At 58.1% G+C, this 16,157-nt stretch carries 11 protein-coding genes; 3 read left to right on the forward strand and 8 right to left on the reverse strand.

Translation table 11 applies throughout. The annotated features are described in order from the left end of the window. Positions 1-11: 11 nt before the first annotated feature. The gene (locus ACQE2I_RS05485; protein ID WP_427030451.1) at positions 12-590 is read right to left on the reverse strand and encodes a transposase; all 579 of its coding nucleotides are present in this window, start codon (positions 588-590) and stop codon (positions 12-14) included. 17 nt (positions 591-607) lie between these two features. Between ACQE2I_RS05485 and ACQE2I_RS05490 the strand changes: the two genes are divergently transcribed. Both ACQE2I_RS05490 and ACQE2I_RS05495 read left to right on the forward strand, forming a co-directional pair. Beyond that, positions 608-925, forward strand: coding sequence for a hypothetical protein (locus ACQE2I_RS05490; RefSeq protein WP_427030452.1), 318 nt, complete (start codon positions 608-610; stop codon positions 923-925). A gap of 17 nt (positions 926-942) precedes the next feature. Then, the gene (locus ACQE2I_RS05495) at positions 943-1,362 is read left to right on the forward strand and encodes a hypothetical protein (RefSeq protein ID WP_192529628.1); all 420 of its coding nucleotides are present in this window, start codon (positions 943-945) and stop codon (positions 1,360-1,362) included. Positions 1,363-1,582: 220 nt separating this feature from the next. Here the strand turns inward: ACQE2I_RS05495 and ACQE2I_RS05500 are convergent, their stop codons facing one another. The 6 genes from ACQE2I_RS05500 to recB all read right to left on the reverse strand — a co-directional run bounded on the left by ACQE2I_RS05500 (position 1,583) and on the right by recB (position 11,108). Beyond that, positions 1,583-2,101: a hypothetical protein gene (locus ACQE2I_RS05500; RefSeq protein WP_427030453.1), complete on the reverse strand. Its 519-nt coding sequence runs from the start codon at positions 2,099-2,101 to the stop codon at positions 1,583-1,585. Then, positions 2,098-2,598, reverse strand: coding sequence for a transposase (locus ACQE2I_RS05505; protein ID WP_427030454.1), 501 nt, complete (start codon positions 2,596-2,598; stop codon positions 2,098-2,100). The genes ACQE2I_RS05500 and ACQE2I_RS05505 overlap by 4 nt, the downstream gene beginning before the upstream one ends. A 228-nt stretch (positions 2,599-2,826) precedes the next feature. Further along, the gene (locus tag ACQE2I_RS05510) at positions 2,827-3,414 is read right to left on the reverse strand and encodes an HD domain-containing protein (protein WP_427030455.1); all 588 of its coding nucleotides are present in this window, start codon (positions 3,412-3,414) and stop codon (positions 2,827-2,829) included. Beyond that, positions 3,415-4,560 (reverse strand): TauD/TfdA family dioxygenase, encoded by a 1,146-nt coding sequence (locus ACQE2I_RS05515; RefSeq protein WP_427030456.1) that lies wholly within the window; start codon positions 4,558-4,560, stop codon positions 3,415-3,417. It lies immediately after the preceding gene. 303 nt (positions 4,561-4,863) lie between these two features. Then, positions 4,864-7,140, reverse strand: coding sequence for an exodeoxyribonuclease V subunit alpha (recD, locus tag ACQE2I_RS05520; RefSeq protein ID WP_427031391.1), 2,277 nt, complete (start codon positions 7,138-7,140; stop codon positions 4,864-4,866). A 32-nt stretch (positions 7,141-7,172) separates the two neighbouring features. Then, entirely contained in the window at positions 7,173-11,108 is a 3,936-nt protein-coding gene (gene recB, locus ACQE2I_RS05525) for an exodeoxyribonuclease V subunit beta (protein ID WP_427030457.1), read from the reverse strand. Between the two features lie 159 nt (positions 11,109-11,267). On the opposite strand from recB, the gene pncB reads away from it, so the two are divergent. Beyond that, positions 11,268-12,449 (forward strand): nicotinate phosphoribosyltransferase, encoded by a 1,182-nt coding sequence (gene pncB / locus ACQE2I_RS05530; protein ID WP_427030458.1) that lies wholly within the window; start codon positions 11,268-11,270, stop codon positions 12,447-12,449. On the opposite strand, the gene recC is transcribed toward pncB, so the two are convergent. Next, positions 12,446-16,042 carry an exodeoxyribonuclease V subunit gamma gene (recC, locus tag ACQE2I_RS05535; RefSeq protein WP_427030459.1) on the reverse strand — a complete coding sequence of 1,199 codons (3,597 nt, stop codon included), beginning with the start codon at positions 16,040-16,042 and terminating at the stop codon, positions 12,446-12,448. The genes pncB and recC overlap by 4 nt on opposite strands. Between the last annotated feature and the right edge of the window lie 115 nt (positions 16,043-16,157).

Consider the following 16,157-nt stretch of genomic DNA (forward strand, 5'->3'; position numbering starts at 1 on the left):
TCATCAGCTCTTTAACAATTGGCCGCCTTTTCCGGGTTCAGAGTGACTGATTCCGGCAAGCTGAAGTTTCGGATATCACCAGACCAGCGACGCGGGTTCTCGGCTTTCGCCGCTTCGATAATCTGTTTTCGCTGGGCCAGGATCTGATCAGCTTCGCCCGTATGGCGTTGCTGAGGTGTTACGTAATTCAAGGCGCTGTGTCGGTGCTCGGTGTTGTACCAGCGCACGAACGCCAGTACCCATTTACGGGCCTCCTCGATCGTTCTGAAGCCGTTTACCGGGAACCCCGGGCGGAACTTCAGGGTTTTGAACAACGACTCCGAGTAGGCATTGTCGTTACTGACCCGGGGGCGACTGTTCGAGGGCGTAATACCCAGATCGTACAGTTTCTCCAAGAAGGTCGAGGCCTTCATGGGGCTGCCATTGTCGGAGTGCAGCACTAGAGGCTTGTCCTTCGTCGCCAGGTGTTCACGCCAGTAGGCCTTCTCGATGAACTCGCTGGCAAGCTCACCGGTCTCACTGTGATAGACCTCGTGACCGACGATCTTGCGGCTGTGTCGATAGAAAACAAGTCTCCCCAGACTATCCAAAAGTACCTACTCATCTAATGCTAACCTTTATCAAAAAATACTCTGCCGACTTTTATCTCTCTAATAAGCTAAAGATGTATACTGTGCCAGCAGAGCTATCCTCTACCTTTAAAGAGTTAAAAACGCAAGCGCTAGCATTAAACGGTAAAAAAGACTATATGGATAAAAACATGCACAAAGCCGATGGCAACCCCCATCAGTTGCACGTTACCAACTTGACCATCAAAAACCGCTATCTACATGTTAGTAGTAATAACAGTGGCTTTCCACATGTGAGTGTCCCTAATATAGACAATAGGGAAAATATGTTTTTCCGCTATGTCATTCAAGGTTAACCAACAGGAGCAACATTATGAAAATCATTAGTACTATCCTAGCAAGTATCTGCCTTCTCTCTCTCACCGCCTGCGATACTCTTCAAAACTGGAATAGTAGCTATCTATCAGGGAGTACCGGATACCTGTCAGATGCCCAAGGAATAGTAGCCGATTGTAACGGCTATTTCTTGAATATTAGTAGTAAACCATCGGGAGCCGAGAGATTTTGGCAAGCTAATAATTTACCAAAAGGGACTACTGATTTTGTCTGTAAAGATGGCAAGGCTTATGAAGCCAGTAAAGTCACTGACTGTCAAGGCAACCTTATTGCCAAGCAATCTGGTGGTGTTGAAGGATTTAGATCAAAGTTCAATTTGAATAATGGAAATATAAGGTTTACTTGCAATAATGGCAAGGTTACTTCTGTTCCTTTAAGCGGCGATTTGCTGTCATAGGATAATAAGGCTATTTTCTAATTCAACGCCTGTTGTTATCTTTACGGACAATACGAAAAAAATTCCGCTACGTCATTCAAGGTTAACCAACAGGAATAACATTATGAAAATCGTCAGCACTATCATAGTCGGCATATTTACCAACCAACACTTTAAAGGATAGCCCTGTGTTTGACAACGAAATCCCTGTTAAATGGTCTACCCATATCTTCGCGCCTCGTCACTTCGGTGTGTGGCTTAATACGTCCAGCATCAGATACAGGTAGAACCAGGTGCCTTTTGCTGGCCCCGGCAGCCATGAGATATCCCACGACCACAGCTGGTTCGGTTCTGTGGCCTTGTGTGTAGTTGCCCTGCGCTTGCTCTGGGGCGCTTTTTGCCGACCCCTGAGGTGTACTTGATCCTTCTCCCGCAGAACCCGATAGAAGGTGGATTCCGAGGCCAGGTAGCGACCCTGATCCAGTTGATCCGCAACGATGAAGGCCGGCGGACAGCTTCGATATTCCTTCTGGTTGCACAGTGAGACCACGGCCTGACGCTCCGCCTCCGAGAGTTTATTGGTGGGTGCTGGTCTGGGCACCACCGGTCGTTGATCGGCGCTGACGGCCTTATCTGCCGTCCAGCGCTGATAAGTGCGTATACTCAGGTTCAGCAAGGCGCAGGCCTTGACCAGCAGGCGGTTACCCTGAGCCTCTTGGATCAGGGTAACCGCCTGCTGGCGATCCGGGAGGCTGGTCATTCGTCCTCGTCTTTGGGGCCCCAGATCGCCTCGGCTTTTTTTGACAGCGTCAGTAGTGCAGCCGTTTCTGCCAAAGCCTTTTCCTTGCGCCGCAGCTCGGCTTCGAGTTTTTTGACTCGCTTTTTTTCAGCTTTGGCTGCTTGCTGATTCTGCTTGGCCTGTTCATCCGACAGGGCATTGGCGCCCATACAGGCGGCTTTCCAAGATTCGATTTGTTCCGGGTAAAGGCCGTTCCTACGGCAATATTCACTAAGTTCCGCCTCCGTCATCGGGGCGGTTTCCAGAACAATGCGGAACTTCTCTTCGCTACTCCACTTGTCTGGATGAGCTGAATTCGATGGCAAAACGGCACCTCGTCCTCTGGCGGCTTTACGCCAATTGTACAAGGTTGCGGTACTGATGCCTTCCTGGCTGGCCAACTCGGCAACAGTCAGACTGTGAGGTGGGGCCATCTTCTGGAGAATGGCTTCTTTACGTTCCGGCGAATAATGGGGCATGGTTGTCCTCTGAAATATTCAGGCGACAACTACGCTGACACATAGGGTGATGAGCGCGTGGGGGTTATTTTCCTGCAAATTGGGTGGAGTAGGAGAGTCTGGAGTAGTGATAATTGTATCCTCATGAGCCGGTCTATGGGCCGACGATCCCTAAAGCCTAATAACGCATTTAAGCGGGCGCCGTTATTAATGGCACCCGCTCAATAGGCAATGTCTAATCGCAATGTCTTAAAGCTCTAACGGCTGCTCTTCTCCGATTACCGCTGGGTCAAAGGGCGTACGTGAGAAGACACGACGCAACAGCGGTTCAAAGTGCTCTAGTGGTGGCGTGGGGTAGCCTGGGTCGAAAGATGCTTGGTCGTAGCATTCGCAAAAATGCGCGCAGCTCTCATACCACGGATGGTTCTTATAGCGGTCACGCTCATTAGGATCTTCACCAAAATGGTGAGCGTAGTAAATTTTCTGGAAAAGCCCGTGGTGGTGAACGATCCACGTTACTTCGCCACGCACGTAAGGGCGAACAATAGAAGCTGCCAACTGAGAATGATTATAGGGGGCCAGCTCATCACCTAAATCATGCAGCAGGGCACCGACAATCATATCGTCATCTGCGCCGTCGGCTTCAGCGCGTGCTGCCGACTGCAGCGAATGATCAAGGCGTGAAATTTGGTAGCCACTTAGCGTGTTTTCCAAATCGCGTAGAGCCTGCATTAACCGGTCAACTAAGCCCTGGTTAAACTTTTCCTCAAGACGGTCCAGCATCACGTACTCTTCGCGTGTGCCGTCTTTCATCTGCCGAAAAGAAACCTGTTGCATTTAACTGATCTCCTCAGTAGTGGGCTCTTCAGCAGTATCGCGCTGTTTTAGCAGGCTGGCATAGCGTTCACGCGGGCCGTCTGAATCTAAATAGCAGCCTTGCAGGTGGCGATGACCTTCATTTGGGTCATAGCTGGTTCGACCGTGCAGCACGCGGCTATTGTCGAACATCATCAGCTCACCGCCGTTGAGCGCGAAACGTGCTTCATAGGTGGGGTCTGAAAATAGCTCACCCAAGCGCTGGCGAGCACGGTGGAATACGCGTGTTTCGCTATCGGAAAGTAGCGGCAACGCATCCAGACGCGGGCTGTAATGCACCCCCGTTGGATGGCCATCATCGTTGGTTTGAATCATGGCGCGCTGGGTCGTTAATTCAGTGCCCGCGTCGACAAAGCGAAAGCGGACCGGCATGCTTTTTAGCAGCTCGTAACCTTCCGGCGTTTCTGCACGCAGCTGTTCCAACACCTTCAAGCTATCGACCAGGGTAGAAAAACCGCCCATGGTTTCGTTAACCAAGCAGTGGAGTAGCTGTATACCGGGCACGGGATTGCGGTAGGGATTATCGGTATGCGCGCCAAGCGCTACGCTACGGTAGGCTAGATCGTTGCCATCGGGGCGCGAGTACACTTCAAAATAGCGCCCGAAATTGGTTTCTTTTACATATCCGAAGTAGCTACCTACTTCCAAAATACGTTCTGGGTCGGAAGGCACGTTGTAAAGAATGATGTAGCCAAACCGTAAATAGGCAGATAAAGACGCTTTGAAATAACCGTTATCGTTAATAACGCGCTGCCAGTCAAAGCGCAGGGCCGATTGGTCCAAACGAGCATCCCACGGTTCGGCAACTGGGAATGACGTCGTGCCATTAATCTCATCCGCGAGCGAAATAAGGTTATAGACCTCTTCATGACCATCGCTGAATGTTAGCGCGACGCTGTTATTATCAAGCGGCTTGGCATGTTGTAACGTCAGCTCGGCATCAATGGCATGGGAGTCAAACAGACGCTGCTGGGTCAGCGGTTCCAACTGAGCAGGATGCTGGGTTCTTTCACGTAGCCATAGTGGGCTAACTTCGAAAGGTGAATCGCCATTATCGACGAGTACGGCGGTAGGATTTTCCTGAATGATAAACGGATGCTGTCGCATATGACTCCCTCGGCTTATGTACTGACGTTAATAATCTCAAGCTATGGTGCCTGTAGTGAGTACCAAGGAGTAGAGCGACTGACTTATCTTGCCCCATGCAATTTCCTTATGGGCTAGGCCAATCTAGCCCTTAAAAAGCCAACAACGACAAACAAGTAGCCTTATTGGACATCGCTAATTTCAACTCCATCATGCTGATCAACTCGACTGGTCAAGAGCTTGCATGGACAGTACTACGCTGTCAGCCAAAAAAGGGGGGCCGAAAACGGACACCATCGATAATGTCGGTTTTGATTATAGTTTCTATACCCCGCTAACCCTCATAACCTCCCTAGTCACCGCATCATTCAATATCCCGCGTTTGGCTTCGATCAGCGTGAGCCAATCGCGGGCGCGGGTGATGCCGGTGTAGACCAGCTCGCGGGTGAGAATCGGGTTGGGTGTTTGCGGTAGCAGCAGGGAGGTGTGCTGAAATTCTGAGCCTTGTGATTTATGTACCGTCATCGCGAACACGGTTTCTACCGCGTGCAGGCGGGAAGGCAGCACCCAGTGAATGGGGTTTTCCGGGTCGCTGGTCGGAAAGGCGACGCGCAGTAATGATTTATTCGGAGTGCGGGGATCAGGCACCGCCATTGTGATGCCGATATCGCCGTTCATCAGCTTTAAGCCGTAATCATTTTGCGTGACCAGCACCGGGCGGCCTTCGAACCAGCCTTTTTCTAATGTGTGATCGTTGCCGAACAGCAGCTTTTCGCGCCGCAATGTTTTGGCGATGCGCAGGTTTAAGCCTTCTACCCCCCAGGGGCCTTTGCGTAGTGCGCATAGCAGCTGAAAGCGGCTGTAGGCCTTAAGTACTTGCTTCGCCCAGGCATCGTAAGTTTTACCGTTCTCTTCAAACGTCATGGCCGTATCAGGCCGTTCACTCGCTAGGGTATTCAGGTAGTGTTGGTAGCCGGTGGGCGGTGCCATTGGATCGCCCTTGAAATTGGTGCGGCCTTCGCCTGCGTTGGGAAAACGTTGCGGGCTGCCGGTGATTACCAGGCGCTCCAGGGCGCTGTCTTCGTTTTGCGCGTCTGGCTTTAAAACCAAGTGGTGCAGGTCGGCGTAGCCGTTATTCAGTACGCCATGCACGGCTTGGTGTTTATCCCGTTCCCGCAATGCCTCACTTAACGGCTGGTTAATCGCCTGGGCGAGCTGGCCGATGCCGCTTGTTTCAGTAAAACGGTGGCTTACCCGTAGCATGGTAATGGCTTGGTCCAGCGGCTGGCCTTCCTGGTCGATTAATTCATCCGGCAGCGGGTGGTCGGTGAGTTCGGCCAGCCACTGCGCCGTGGCGGGTGTGTAGTGGGCGGCGTTGGCGCGGCGGCATAGGTCGCCCAGTACGGCGCCTGCCTCTACGGATGCCAGCTGGTCTTTATCCCCCAGCAGCACCAGCTTGGCGCTGGCGGGCAGGGCGCTGAGCAGCGCCGTCATCATTTCGATATCCACCATCGAAGCTTCATCCACCACCAGCACATCTAACGCCAGTGGGTTGGCGGCGTTATGGCGGAAGTGGCGGGTGTCGGCGCGGGCGCCAAGTAGCCTGTGGATCGTGGTCACTTCTGTCGGAATGTCTATTGCGTTCGATGAGGAGGCGTCGGAGTGCTCATCTAATAGCGATTCCAACCCGCTAAGGGGTAGTTCATTCACCTGCCCGGCGATGGATTCATTCAGCCGTGCGGCGGCTTTGCCGGTGGGGGCAGCCAGGCGTATGCGTAGCGGGTGAGCGTTGGGCTGGGCCAGTTGCAGGGTTTGCAGCAGGGCCAGCAGGCGCACCACGGTGGTGGTTTTGCCGGTGCCGGGGCCGCCGGTGATGATCGCAAACGAGCTGCGGGCAGCAAGGGCACAGGCTACTTTTTGCCAATCCAATGTGTCGTTGGGTGGGAATAGGGCATCCAGCGCGCTTTTGAGTAGCGGCGATTCCTCTGACTTATACACCGGACTATCCATCGAGCTATGCATCGGGCTATCCGCGCTGAGGCGTGTGGCGATCTCCTGGTGCAGGGTCTGCTCGAATTGCCAGTAGCGGCGCAGGTAGAGACGTGTAGTGTTCTGGCCATCGCTGCGTACCAGGGGCGTATTGCCGGGGCCGTCGCTGATCAGCGTGGGGTGGTTGAGCGCGGCCTGCCACTCGGGCAGCGTTAGCGTAGCTAGCACATGGCTGGGCAGCGGCGGCGGGTCGTTCAGGTCGTCGCCTTCCGGCGGCAGCGAAAGCGCAAAATCCGGGGCTTCCAGCGTAGCGGCTACATCCAGGCACACATGGCCTCGGCCAAGCTGGTGGCTGGCCAGCGCCGCGCCCAGCAACAGTAGCGGCGGGGCGTTTTGGGTTTCACGGTCGAGAAAGCGCACCAGGGCCAGATCCAGATCCCGCAGCCAGCCGCGGGAAACCCAGCGCTCACACAGTAGGAATAGCGCGGCGGTATCGCTGAGCGCTGGGTGCGGCTGGGCAGCACTGGCGGCTGATTCTGTCGGTGGTGTTGCCGATACGGTTGAATCAGGTACAGCGGGCGGCGCGTCATCGGCGAACAGGTCAAAGTTCATGGACTCGTTCTTGGAAGCCGTGTCTCGCTTACTCATGCCAGTGCCTCCAGGTTGCTAGCTGACGACTCTGTTGCTGAGCCTGCGAAGAGTGCATCCAGCGCTTTGATTAGCGCAACCGGCGCTGGCACGGCGTGTACGCCGCGGGCGGTGGTGCGGCTGCCGCGCAGAAATACCGTCATCGAGCCGCCCAGGTGTTGGTGCGGGTCGTAGTCGGGCAGGCGCGCTTTCAGCAGCCGGTGGAGGGCGAGCATATATAGCGCCGCTTGCAGGTCGTAGCGTTTTTCGAGCATGGCATCGCGTAGGGCGTCGGTGGTGTAGGCGCTGTCGTCGCTGCCCAGGTAGTTGGATTTCCAGTCGAGCACGTAGAAGCGGCCTTCATGCTCAAAGGCGAGGTCGATAAAGCCCTTGAGCATGCCGTTGAGGGTGTCGGCATCCAATACGGGGCGTGATACCCCTGGCAGTAAGTGGTCGCTGACCAGCTCATCCAGCTTGCGCGTCTGTACCTGGTGCGCGGCAAACCAGAACTCCAGTTCAACCTGATAGCTTTCGAGTTCACATAGCGCCACCTGGCTGCCTTCGCTGGGCTCTGTCAGGGACGGGGACGTGGAAAGAGGCAGGGGAAGCGGCGTGGCGAGCAGTTCTTCTAGCCAGCCCGCCAGGGTGTCGTGCCATGCTTGCCAGCCGCGCAGTTGCACGCGCCGCCTCAGCATATCTTCCCGGGCGGCGGGGTCCTTCAGCGCATTGTTGAAACCTAGTTGGCCCGCCCACTCCAGCAATCCATGCAGGAAGGTGCCGGGGCCTGGGCCACGCGGAAATCGGTGCAGGTGAAACGCTTCGGTGTTGATGGCGTTGTCGTGGGGTTCATCCAGCACTTCCAGGGTGGTGGCTTCCTGGGGCGTGGTGGGTTCCGGCGCGGGCGTTGGCAGCGCCGCGCCTGGCATCGTTTCTGAAACAGCCCCTGAGGTGCGCAACGCCGAGTAGCTGGCGATCCACCACTGTTCACGGGCGGGGCGCAGCGGTGTGCGGGCATGGCCCAGTGCCTGCTGTTCCGGCGCTGGGGTGAAGCGCAGCGCCGTGGGTTCTGGGGCGGCACTTAGCGCGATATCGCTGCCTTTCACCAGTTCGCTTAGCGCGTGGGTAAACGCGCTAGGGGCGATGGCCTTGCCGCCGTTGATTAGGTGGCCGATGGCGCTGTTCTCGCCGCCTTTCATCGCTGCCAGCCCCAGCCAGGTGGCGTGGCGGGCGCGGGTGAGTGCCACGTAGAGCTTGCGCAGGTCTTCACCCAGGCGTTCGCGGTCAGCGGTGGCAAGCGTAGCTTCATCGGCGCTCAGGCTGAGTTGCAGCGTGCCGTCGCTATCGTGCCAGCGCAGCGGCAGGTCGGTGTCGCTGACCGGGCGGTGGTTGGCGATAAACGGCAGGAACACCAGCGGGTACTCCAGCCCCTTGGATTTGTGAATGGTCACTACTTTGACCAGGTCGGCATCGCTCTCCAGGCGTAGCTTGTGGCTGTCGCCGTGGCTGTCCGGGTCGGCAATGGCTTCGGCTAGAAAGCGAATCAGCGCGTGTTCGCCATCCAGCTCCTGGCTGGCATGCTGCAGCATTTCACCCAGGTGGAGCAGGTCGGTTAGCAAACGCTCACCCTCGGCGGACTCCGCCAACAGCCGTGCAGCGATATCAAAATCGACCATCAATCGGCGCACCAGCGGCAGCACGCCCTGGCGCTGCCACAGGCGGTGGTAGTCGCTGAACTGCTCGACCCGCGCTTCCCAGGCCAGCTCGCTCTGGTTGAGGTGGTCGAGTTCTTCAAGGCTCAGCCCAAGCACCGGCGTTGCCAGGGCGGCGCGCAGCTTGGCTTCCGCCTGGCGGGAGTTGGCCTGGGGCTCGGCGCAGGCGCGCAGCCAAATGGCTAGCTGCGGGGCAATGGGGGAACTGAACACCTTGTCGTGATCGGAAAGGTAGACGCTCTTGATGCCCCGGCTGGCCAGCGCCAGTCGAATCGCCCGTGCTTCCTGCAGGCCGTTGACCAGCACGGCCATGTCCGAAGGGGCCAACGGAGTGAATGGTTGCTCTCCGTTATCGTGGCTGTCATCAGCGCCTTTCGCAAAGCCCGCCTGTTGTTGGCGGCCTGCTTCCAGTAGCGAGGCCATGTGCGAGGCGCAGCGCTCGGCCATCTCGGTTTGGTAGGCGGTTTTGGAGAGCGGCTCTTCGCTTTCAAGTGGCCACAGGGTCATCGCTGCTAGCGGCTTACCGTTGAGTACCAGCGTATCCTTGGTGCCTTTGGCGTTGACGGGGCTGAACGGCAGCGGGTTGTCGCCGCCATCGGCACGGAACAGAAAGGCGCTGGCATCGTGCTGGTCGGCGTAGCTGAAGCAGTGGTTGACCGCTGCCACCATGGCTTGGCTGGAACGGAAGTTGGTGCCCAGCGTGACGTGGCGGCCATCGGTGTCGTGCCGGGCCTGCAGGTAGGTGAAGATATCCGCGCCGCGAAAGGCGTAGATCGCCTGCTTGGGGTCGCCAATCAGCAGGATGGCGCTGTCGCGCCGGGGCGTTGCAACGTCATACACGGCGTTGAAGATGCGGTACTGGATCGGATCGGTATCCTGGAACTCGTCGATCAGTGCCACGGGGAACTGGCGCTGAATCTGCGTGGCCAGGGCCTCTTTGTTGGGGCCTTTTAGGGCGCGATCCAAATGGGTGAGCAGGTCGTTGGGGCCCATCTCGGCACGGCGTTCCTGTTCGCGCTCCAGGCGGGCGCGGCACCACTGTACGGCGTGAATCAGCAGGTCGTTGCGCGGCTCGGGCAGGGAATCCAGTGCTTTGGGTAGTTGTGCCAGCGCTTCCCATGCCTGCGGGCAGGGCGGTGTGCCGTCTTTCCAGATGTCGGCCATGCCGTCGGGTGTCATGCGTTTCCAAGCGGCGTCGGTGAGCGCGGGGCGGTCGGCATCCGTTTCGCACCACTCGCGTAGTGCGCCTAGCCAGTTGGCGCGGCTTTTGGCGTTGAAGCTTTGGCCCTTGAAGGCTTTGCGCGTGGCGGCGTCTTCCAGGGCGGGTACCAGTTCGTCCAGCCAGGCGGGCCAGGGGGCTTTGAGTTCGCTGAGCTGGGCGGCGCGTTCGGCCTGGGTGGCGGCCAGGGTCTCGCTGGGTTCGGGCTTTTTGTCGCCCAACGCTTCGCTTTCGGGCAGTAGCCGTTGCAGCGGGGCGTGCAGGTCGTCCGGTGATTTCCAGTAGCGGGTGACAATGCCGAGGGCGTCGCTGTCCAGGGGGTAGTAGAAGCTGCGCCAGTAGTCGCGCACCACTTCCTGCTCCAGTTCGCGCTGGTCGTTTTCCAGGTTGAGGGAGAACAGGCTGCCGCTGTCGAAGGCGTGTTCGCGCAGCATGCGGTAGCACCAGCTGTGGATGGTGGAAACCGCGGCTTCGTCCATCCATTCGGCAGCCAGGGCCAGGCGCCGGGAGCAGGCGGGCCAGGTGGCGGGGTCGTATTGGTCGCGGAGTTCTAGTAGCAACGGATCTAGTGCAACCGGGGCTTCCCCGGCGGCCAGCCTACGTGGAGGCGCTGTGAACCCATCCGTGGGCGCTACTTGAGACATCTGACCGCCATGGATGGCGGGAATGCCGGAATCGTCGGGAACATTTTCCGGCCCTGTTGAATGACCTCCACTACGGCTTGCCCCCGGCGCCCCTCCTTCTACGTCCTCAGCTCGAAACACTTCTGCTGCTTCTACCAGCCGGTTGCGGATGCGTTCGCGTAGCTCTTGGGTGGCGGCGTTGGTGAAGGTAACGACCAGGATTTCCGGCGGCGTGAGCGGGCGGATAAACGCGGTGTCGTCGTCAACGCTGTGGCCGCCGAGTACCAACCGCACGTAGAGCAGGGCGATGGTGAATGTTTTGCCGGTGCCCGCGCTTGCCTCTATCAGGCGGCTGCCGTGAAGCGGGAGGTTCAATGGATTGAGTGGTTCGGGCTGGCTCATCACTGATCTCCGGACGCTGACAACAGAAAGCAAATCGGCCCAACATGGGGCCTAGACTGTATGAGAACCCCGCCACCTGATAATCTTGTCGCCGAGCCACTCTTGGTGCAATGAGTTTACGCTACCGGCGGCTTCGGTTCACTCTAACGATGGGATCTCATGCTGACATCGCTGCTGGATAATGACTTCTATAAGATCACGATGCAGAACGCTGTGATCAAACGCTTCCCTTATGCCCATGCGCGTTACGCCTTTATCAATCGTGGCGAGCACGCTTTTCCTGAAGGCTTTGGTGCCGCGCTGCGTCGCGAGGTCGACCAGATGGCGGATCTTCGCCTGCGTGATGAAGAGAAGCGTTACCTCGAAACGACATGCCCCTATCTCGATCCTACCTATCTCGACTTTCTTGCCGGGTTCCACTACAACCCTAGCGAGGTAATCATTGAGCAGCAGGGCAGTGATCTTTCGGTGATCATCGAAGGGCCTTGGTACCGCACCATTCTCTGGGAAGTGCCGCTGATGGCGTTGATCAGCGAACTTTGGTATCAAGTGCGCGGTGTTACGATCACGGATGAGGCCGATGCGATGATCGAGCAGCGGGCTCAGGAGAAGATCGAACTCTACCGCCACTTAGGTTTGAAGATTGCCGAGTTCGGCACCCGTCGGCGTTTCTCGTTTGATGTTCATGACCGTGTGGTGGGTGCGCTGCGCCATCACGGCGGCGAAGCGTTTACCGGCACCAGTAATGTGTTGCTAGCCATGCAACACGGGGTTAAACCCATAGGCACTCACGCCCATGAGTGGTTTATGTTCCACGGCGCCCGCTTCGGTTTCAAAATGGCCAACAGCCTAGCCCTGGAACATTGGGTGGATGTGTACCGCGGTGATCTCGGTATTGCCTTGACCGATACCTTTACCTCGCGGGCCTTTTTCGACAGCTTCGATAAGAAGTTCGCCAAGCTGTTCGATGGCGTTCGCCACGATAGCGGCGACCCTTTCGATTTTGCTTCCCAGACCATTGCGCACTATGAGCGTCTGGGCATCAATCCGCTGAGCAAGACGATTATCTTCTCGGATGCGTTAACGCCGGAAAAGATTGAGCGCATTCACTCTTTTTGCCAAGAGCGCATCGGGATGGCGTTTGGTATCGGCACCAACTTCACCAATGATGTGGGCGTCGAGCCGATGAATATGGTGGTCAAGATGGTTGAGGCGCGCCCCGAAGGGCAAGGCTGGTTGCCGGTGATTAAGCTTTCCGATGTGCCGGAAAAAAACACCGGCGACCCGGAGATGATCTCGCTGGCGAAGCGAATATTGTCGCTAAATCAGAATAATGATTAATCCTTCACCGACCTGTGTAGCGGCGCGTAAAGCGCTTCGGTCAGTGAGGCGAAGCTGTGGCCCAGAGCACGCTCAATAAATAGCCGGTCAAAGTTTGGCCATTGGTGGGAAAGGTAGGCGCTTTGGGCAACTTCGCCGGTTTGGAAGCGGCCGCCTTCATAGGCGGTTTCGGCGGCGGCGTAGGCGTCGCTCTCCCTTGCGCTATCGTCTTCGGATTCCGGCGTACCTTGTTTGGCCAGCCAGGCGAAAGCGGCTTGAGGAGCCAGCGGAAGCGGTGCCTGCATGCCATCGCACCAGGCGCTGAGTAGGGCATCTAGCTGGTAGCGGGCATTCTCGGCCTCTAACGGTTCCAGCCGCACATGGCCCGCTTTGGAAAGTAGCTGGGTGGTCATAGGGCGCTCACTATTGCCCGCCAAGTGGGCGACCCATGGGCGCAGCAGGTGTTGCCAGCGATACTGACCACGGCCACGCCCCTGGCTGACCAGGCTGCTGCTGAGCAGTAGCAGGCGGCAGCGGTTGCCCGCCTCATCCTGGCGCAGTTCTCCTAGCCAATCTTCCAGTGTTACTTGCCCTTCAGCTCTTTCAACAACATGCACCGCCTGGGGCACCGCCACTACTTGAGGCCACTCTTGCAACGCTTCTTCGTAAGCGCCAAACAGGGCATCCATTGGTTCTGCCAACGCTTCGCGCATCCGCTCGCCAAAGGCACCCACGGCTAGCACGCCCTGGCCTTTAAAACGTTCCAGTGCTGCGTGCAGTGCTTCCACTCGCGGTTGGCCGTTATCCACGGCGTGGCGCTGGGCGGCGATTAACTGATCCTGCAACTGCCAGTTTTGTAGCCCGTCCAGGGTGAAGGGCTCAACGTCCAGTTGGGTGAGTTCTTCCTGCTCGAAGTAGACGCCCAGGCGGTTATTGAAAAACGCTTTGGTCGGTTCGCGTAGAAAACTACCTAGCTGGGCAAGGGTTAAGGAAACCTGTTGTTGGTTATCCGCCTCAAGCCGCGCTGGGGTTGCGCCTGCATTTTTTGTATCTCTTGGGGCGTGCAGGGCGTGCCACTCGTGGGCGTATGTGAATAAACGTGCCTGGGCGGGGGAGTCGCTGGCTTGGGAAGAGAAGTAGCGTCGGCTGAACGGTTGCAGCGGGTGCTCGGTGGTCAGGGCCTTAAGCAGCGGCTCGCCGTTTTGCGTGTGCCAGCCCGCTTCCAGGTGATCGCGCAACTGGCCGACCAGCACCGAGGGCGGCATGGGGTTGTTGTCTATCTGGCTGCGGCCCACCCAACTAATGTAGAGCTGTTGGCGGGCGGAGAGCAGCGCTTCCAGAAACAGGTAGCGGTCATCTTCGCGCCGCGAGCGGTCGCCGGGGCGGTAGTCGCTGCCCATCAGGTCAAAATCCAGCGGCGGCTGCGAGCGCGGATACTCGCCATCGTTCATGCCCAGCAGGCACACGTGTTTGAAGGGAATGGCCCGCATCGGCATCAACGTGGCGAAGTTGACTGCCCCCGCCAAAAACCGCTGAGAAAGGCTGTGCTCATCGATTTGCCCCAGCCAGTGTTCGCGCACCATGGAAAGCGGCAGCGGGTCAAAAAGCGCGGCCTCTTCGGTGCTGTCCAACAGCTGCTGCAGCGCGCTCTCCAGCTTGGTGAGCATGACGCTTTCCTGGGCGTCGTCGGTCAGGAAATAGGTCTCTAGTAACTCACGCAGCCGGGCCACCCAGGTGGCGGCGTCGGTAGGCTGGCAGAAGGTTTCCCAGGTATTTTCCAACTTCTCCAACAGGTTCGCTAGAGGGCCTGCCAGCGATGCTTCCAGCCCGCCAATATCGTCGAATGGCTCTATGCCTTGCCACGCCTCGGCACTGCCCACCGTATACCCCAGCAGCAGGCGGCGCAGGCCAAAGGCCCAGGTGTTCTGGGTTAGCCCCTCGGGTAAATCCAGCCGGGTGCGCTGCTCGGCATTGAGCCCCCAGCGAATACCTGCGCCCTCAATCCAGCGGCTAAGGGTGGGCAGGTCGTGCTCGTCGATACCAAAGCGGGTGCGCAGCGCGGGCACTTCCAGTAGATCCAGCAGGTCGCTCACTGACAGGCGAAGTTCTGGCAGGCGCAGTAGTTTTTCCAGCGCAATCATCAGCGGTAGGCGGTGGCGGCTGGCCTGATCCGAAAGCGTGTAGGGAATGTAGCGTGGGTCGTCGCTGGCGAGTTGGCCGAACACGGCTTCAATATGCGGCGCGTAGCGGTCGATATCCGGCACCATCACGATGATATCCCGCGGGCGCAAAGCCTGGTCGGCGCTGAAGGCCGCCAGTAGCTGATCGTGAAGGATCTCCACTTCCCGTTGGGGGCCGTGGGCGACATGGAACACGATGGAGTCGTCGCTGGCCGGGTCGAGCGCGGGCCAGTGGGTTTGGGTTTCCGCCACTGGGCGCAGCTCGCGGATATCGTCCTGTAGCTGGCTGAGCAGGCAGTTGCGCTCTTCGCCGCTGAACGGCTCGAACATGTCGATGCGCAGCGCCTGCTGCTCGAAAAGCGTTTGGTAGTTGCCCGCGTCGTCGTGTTCGTCGAGTAAGCGCAGGTAGTCGCGCCCCTGTTTGCCCCAGGCGGCCAGCAGTGGTTGGGCGTGTAGGTGCAGGGCGTCGTCGGCATCGCCGGTGCCGAGCACGTCCAGGGCGTCGGGCATGCCGGCCTTGCGCCGCTGGCGGTAGCGGCTGGCGCGGAGTAGGTCTTTGTGCTCGATGATATCCGCCCAGTAGTACTGGCATGGGTTGTGCACGCAGAGCACGATCTGGCAGCAGCGTGAGAGCGCCGCCAGGGCTTCTAACGTCTGTTGCGGCAGCGATGAGATGCCGAAAATGATCAATCGCCGGGGCAAGCCGGGTGGGCACGCTTGGCCTTCAAGCTGAACGGCGGCTTCCAGAAAGCGGCTGTGCACTTGGGCGCGGCTGCTGTTAAGGCCCGCTTGGCCTAGATTATTAGCCACATCGTCGCGCAGCGCGCGCCACAGTTCTGGCTGCCATAGCTGGTGTGCTTCCAGCGGGCGGGCCTCGCCTCGGGCGGTGATCAGTACATCGTTGCCCTTGGCCCAGGCGTCCAGCCAGTCGGCACGATACACTTGGTACTGGTCGAACAGATCCGCCAGCCGCTCGGCCAGTTGGTAGTGCTTGCGTTGGTCGCGATCGACCTCTAAAAAGCGCGCCAGGGGTGCGAAGGCTTCCTGCTCGGCAAGGCTGGGCAGCAGGCGCAATAAGCGCCATATCAACCGCGACTTATCAAACGGCGAGGTTTCGGGCACTGCCTCAGCGTCTGCCGTCAGTTGGGTCAGCACCGTGCGATAGGCTTGCCATAAAAAGCGCGCGGGCAGCGTGACGTTCAGCGCCGCCGCTATGCCTGCGCCACCTTGGGCCGGATCTTCCGCCAGCGCCAGTTTTAGCCACTGCCCGATACCGTTGCTCTGCACCAGAATGGTCTCATTCTCCAGCGGCGAAAGCGGGTGTCGGCGCATCCACTCCACCGCCAAACCGCGCAAATCTTCCAGGCGATTGGCGTGCACCACCATAAAGCCAGGCGCTAACGGTGTTTGTGACAGTAGCGGGTTTGCAGGCATGCGCGATGTTCCCTAATGGCTGAGCAGCTTAGTGGATGATTCCTTCACGGCTGAGGCGGTGGCTAAGTGCATGGTGCCATAAGTTAATCATCTTGCGGGATTAGGATAATATCGC

It is taken from the genome of Halomonas sp. H2 (genome assembly GCF_050215315.1).
GTDB lineage: Bacteria > Pseudomonadota > Gammaproteobacteria > Pseudomonadales > Halomonadaceae > Vreelandella.

Excerpts from the sequence above, each read along its gene's own strand:
- recB (WP_427030457.1), bottom strand. The coding sequence starts at position 11,108 with ATGAGCCAGCCCGAACCACTCAATCCATTGAACCTCCCGCTTCACGGC.
- pncB (WP_427030458.1), top strand. The coding sequence starts at position 11,268 with ATGCTGACATCGCTGCTGGATAATGACTTCTATAAGATCACGATGCAG.
- ACQE2I_RS05515 (WP_427030456.1), bottom strand. The coding sequence starts at position 4,560 with ATGCGACAGCATCCGTTTATCATTCAGGAAAATCCTACCGCCGTACTC.
- ACQE2I_RS05495 (WP_192529628.1), top strand. The coding sequence starts at position 943 with ATGAAAATCATTAGTACTATCCTAGCAAGTATCTGCCTTCTCTCTCTC.
- ACQE2I_RS05505 (WP_427030454.1), bottom strand. The coding sequence starts at position 2,598 with ATGCCCCATTATTCGCCGGAACGTAAAGAAGCCATTCTCCAGAAGATG.
- recD (WP_427031391.1), bottom strand. The coding sequence starts at position 7,140 with ATGAACTTTGACCTGTTCGCCGATGACGCGCCGCCCGCTGTACCTGAT.
- recC (WP_427030459.1), bottom strand. The coding sequence starts at position 16,042 with ATGCCTGCAAACCCGCTACTGTCACAAACACCGTTAGCGCCTGGCTTT.
- ACQE2I_RS05490 (WP_427030452.1), top strand. The coding sequence starts at position 608 with ATGCTAACCTTTATCAAAAAATACTCTGCCGACTTTTATCTCTCTAAT.
- ACQE2I_RS05510 (WP_427030455.1), bottom strand. The coding sequence starts at position 3,414 with ATGCAACAGGTTTCTTTTCGGCAGATGAAAGACGGCACACGCGAAGAG.
- ACQE2I_RS05500 (WP_427030453.1), bottom strand. The coding sequence starts at position 2,101 with ATGACCAGCCTCCCGGATCGCCAGCAGGCGGTTACCCTGATCCAAGAG.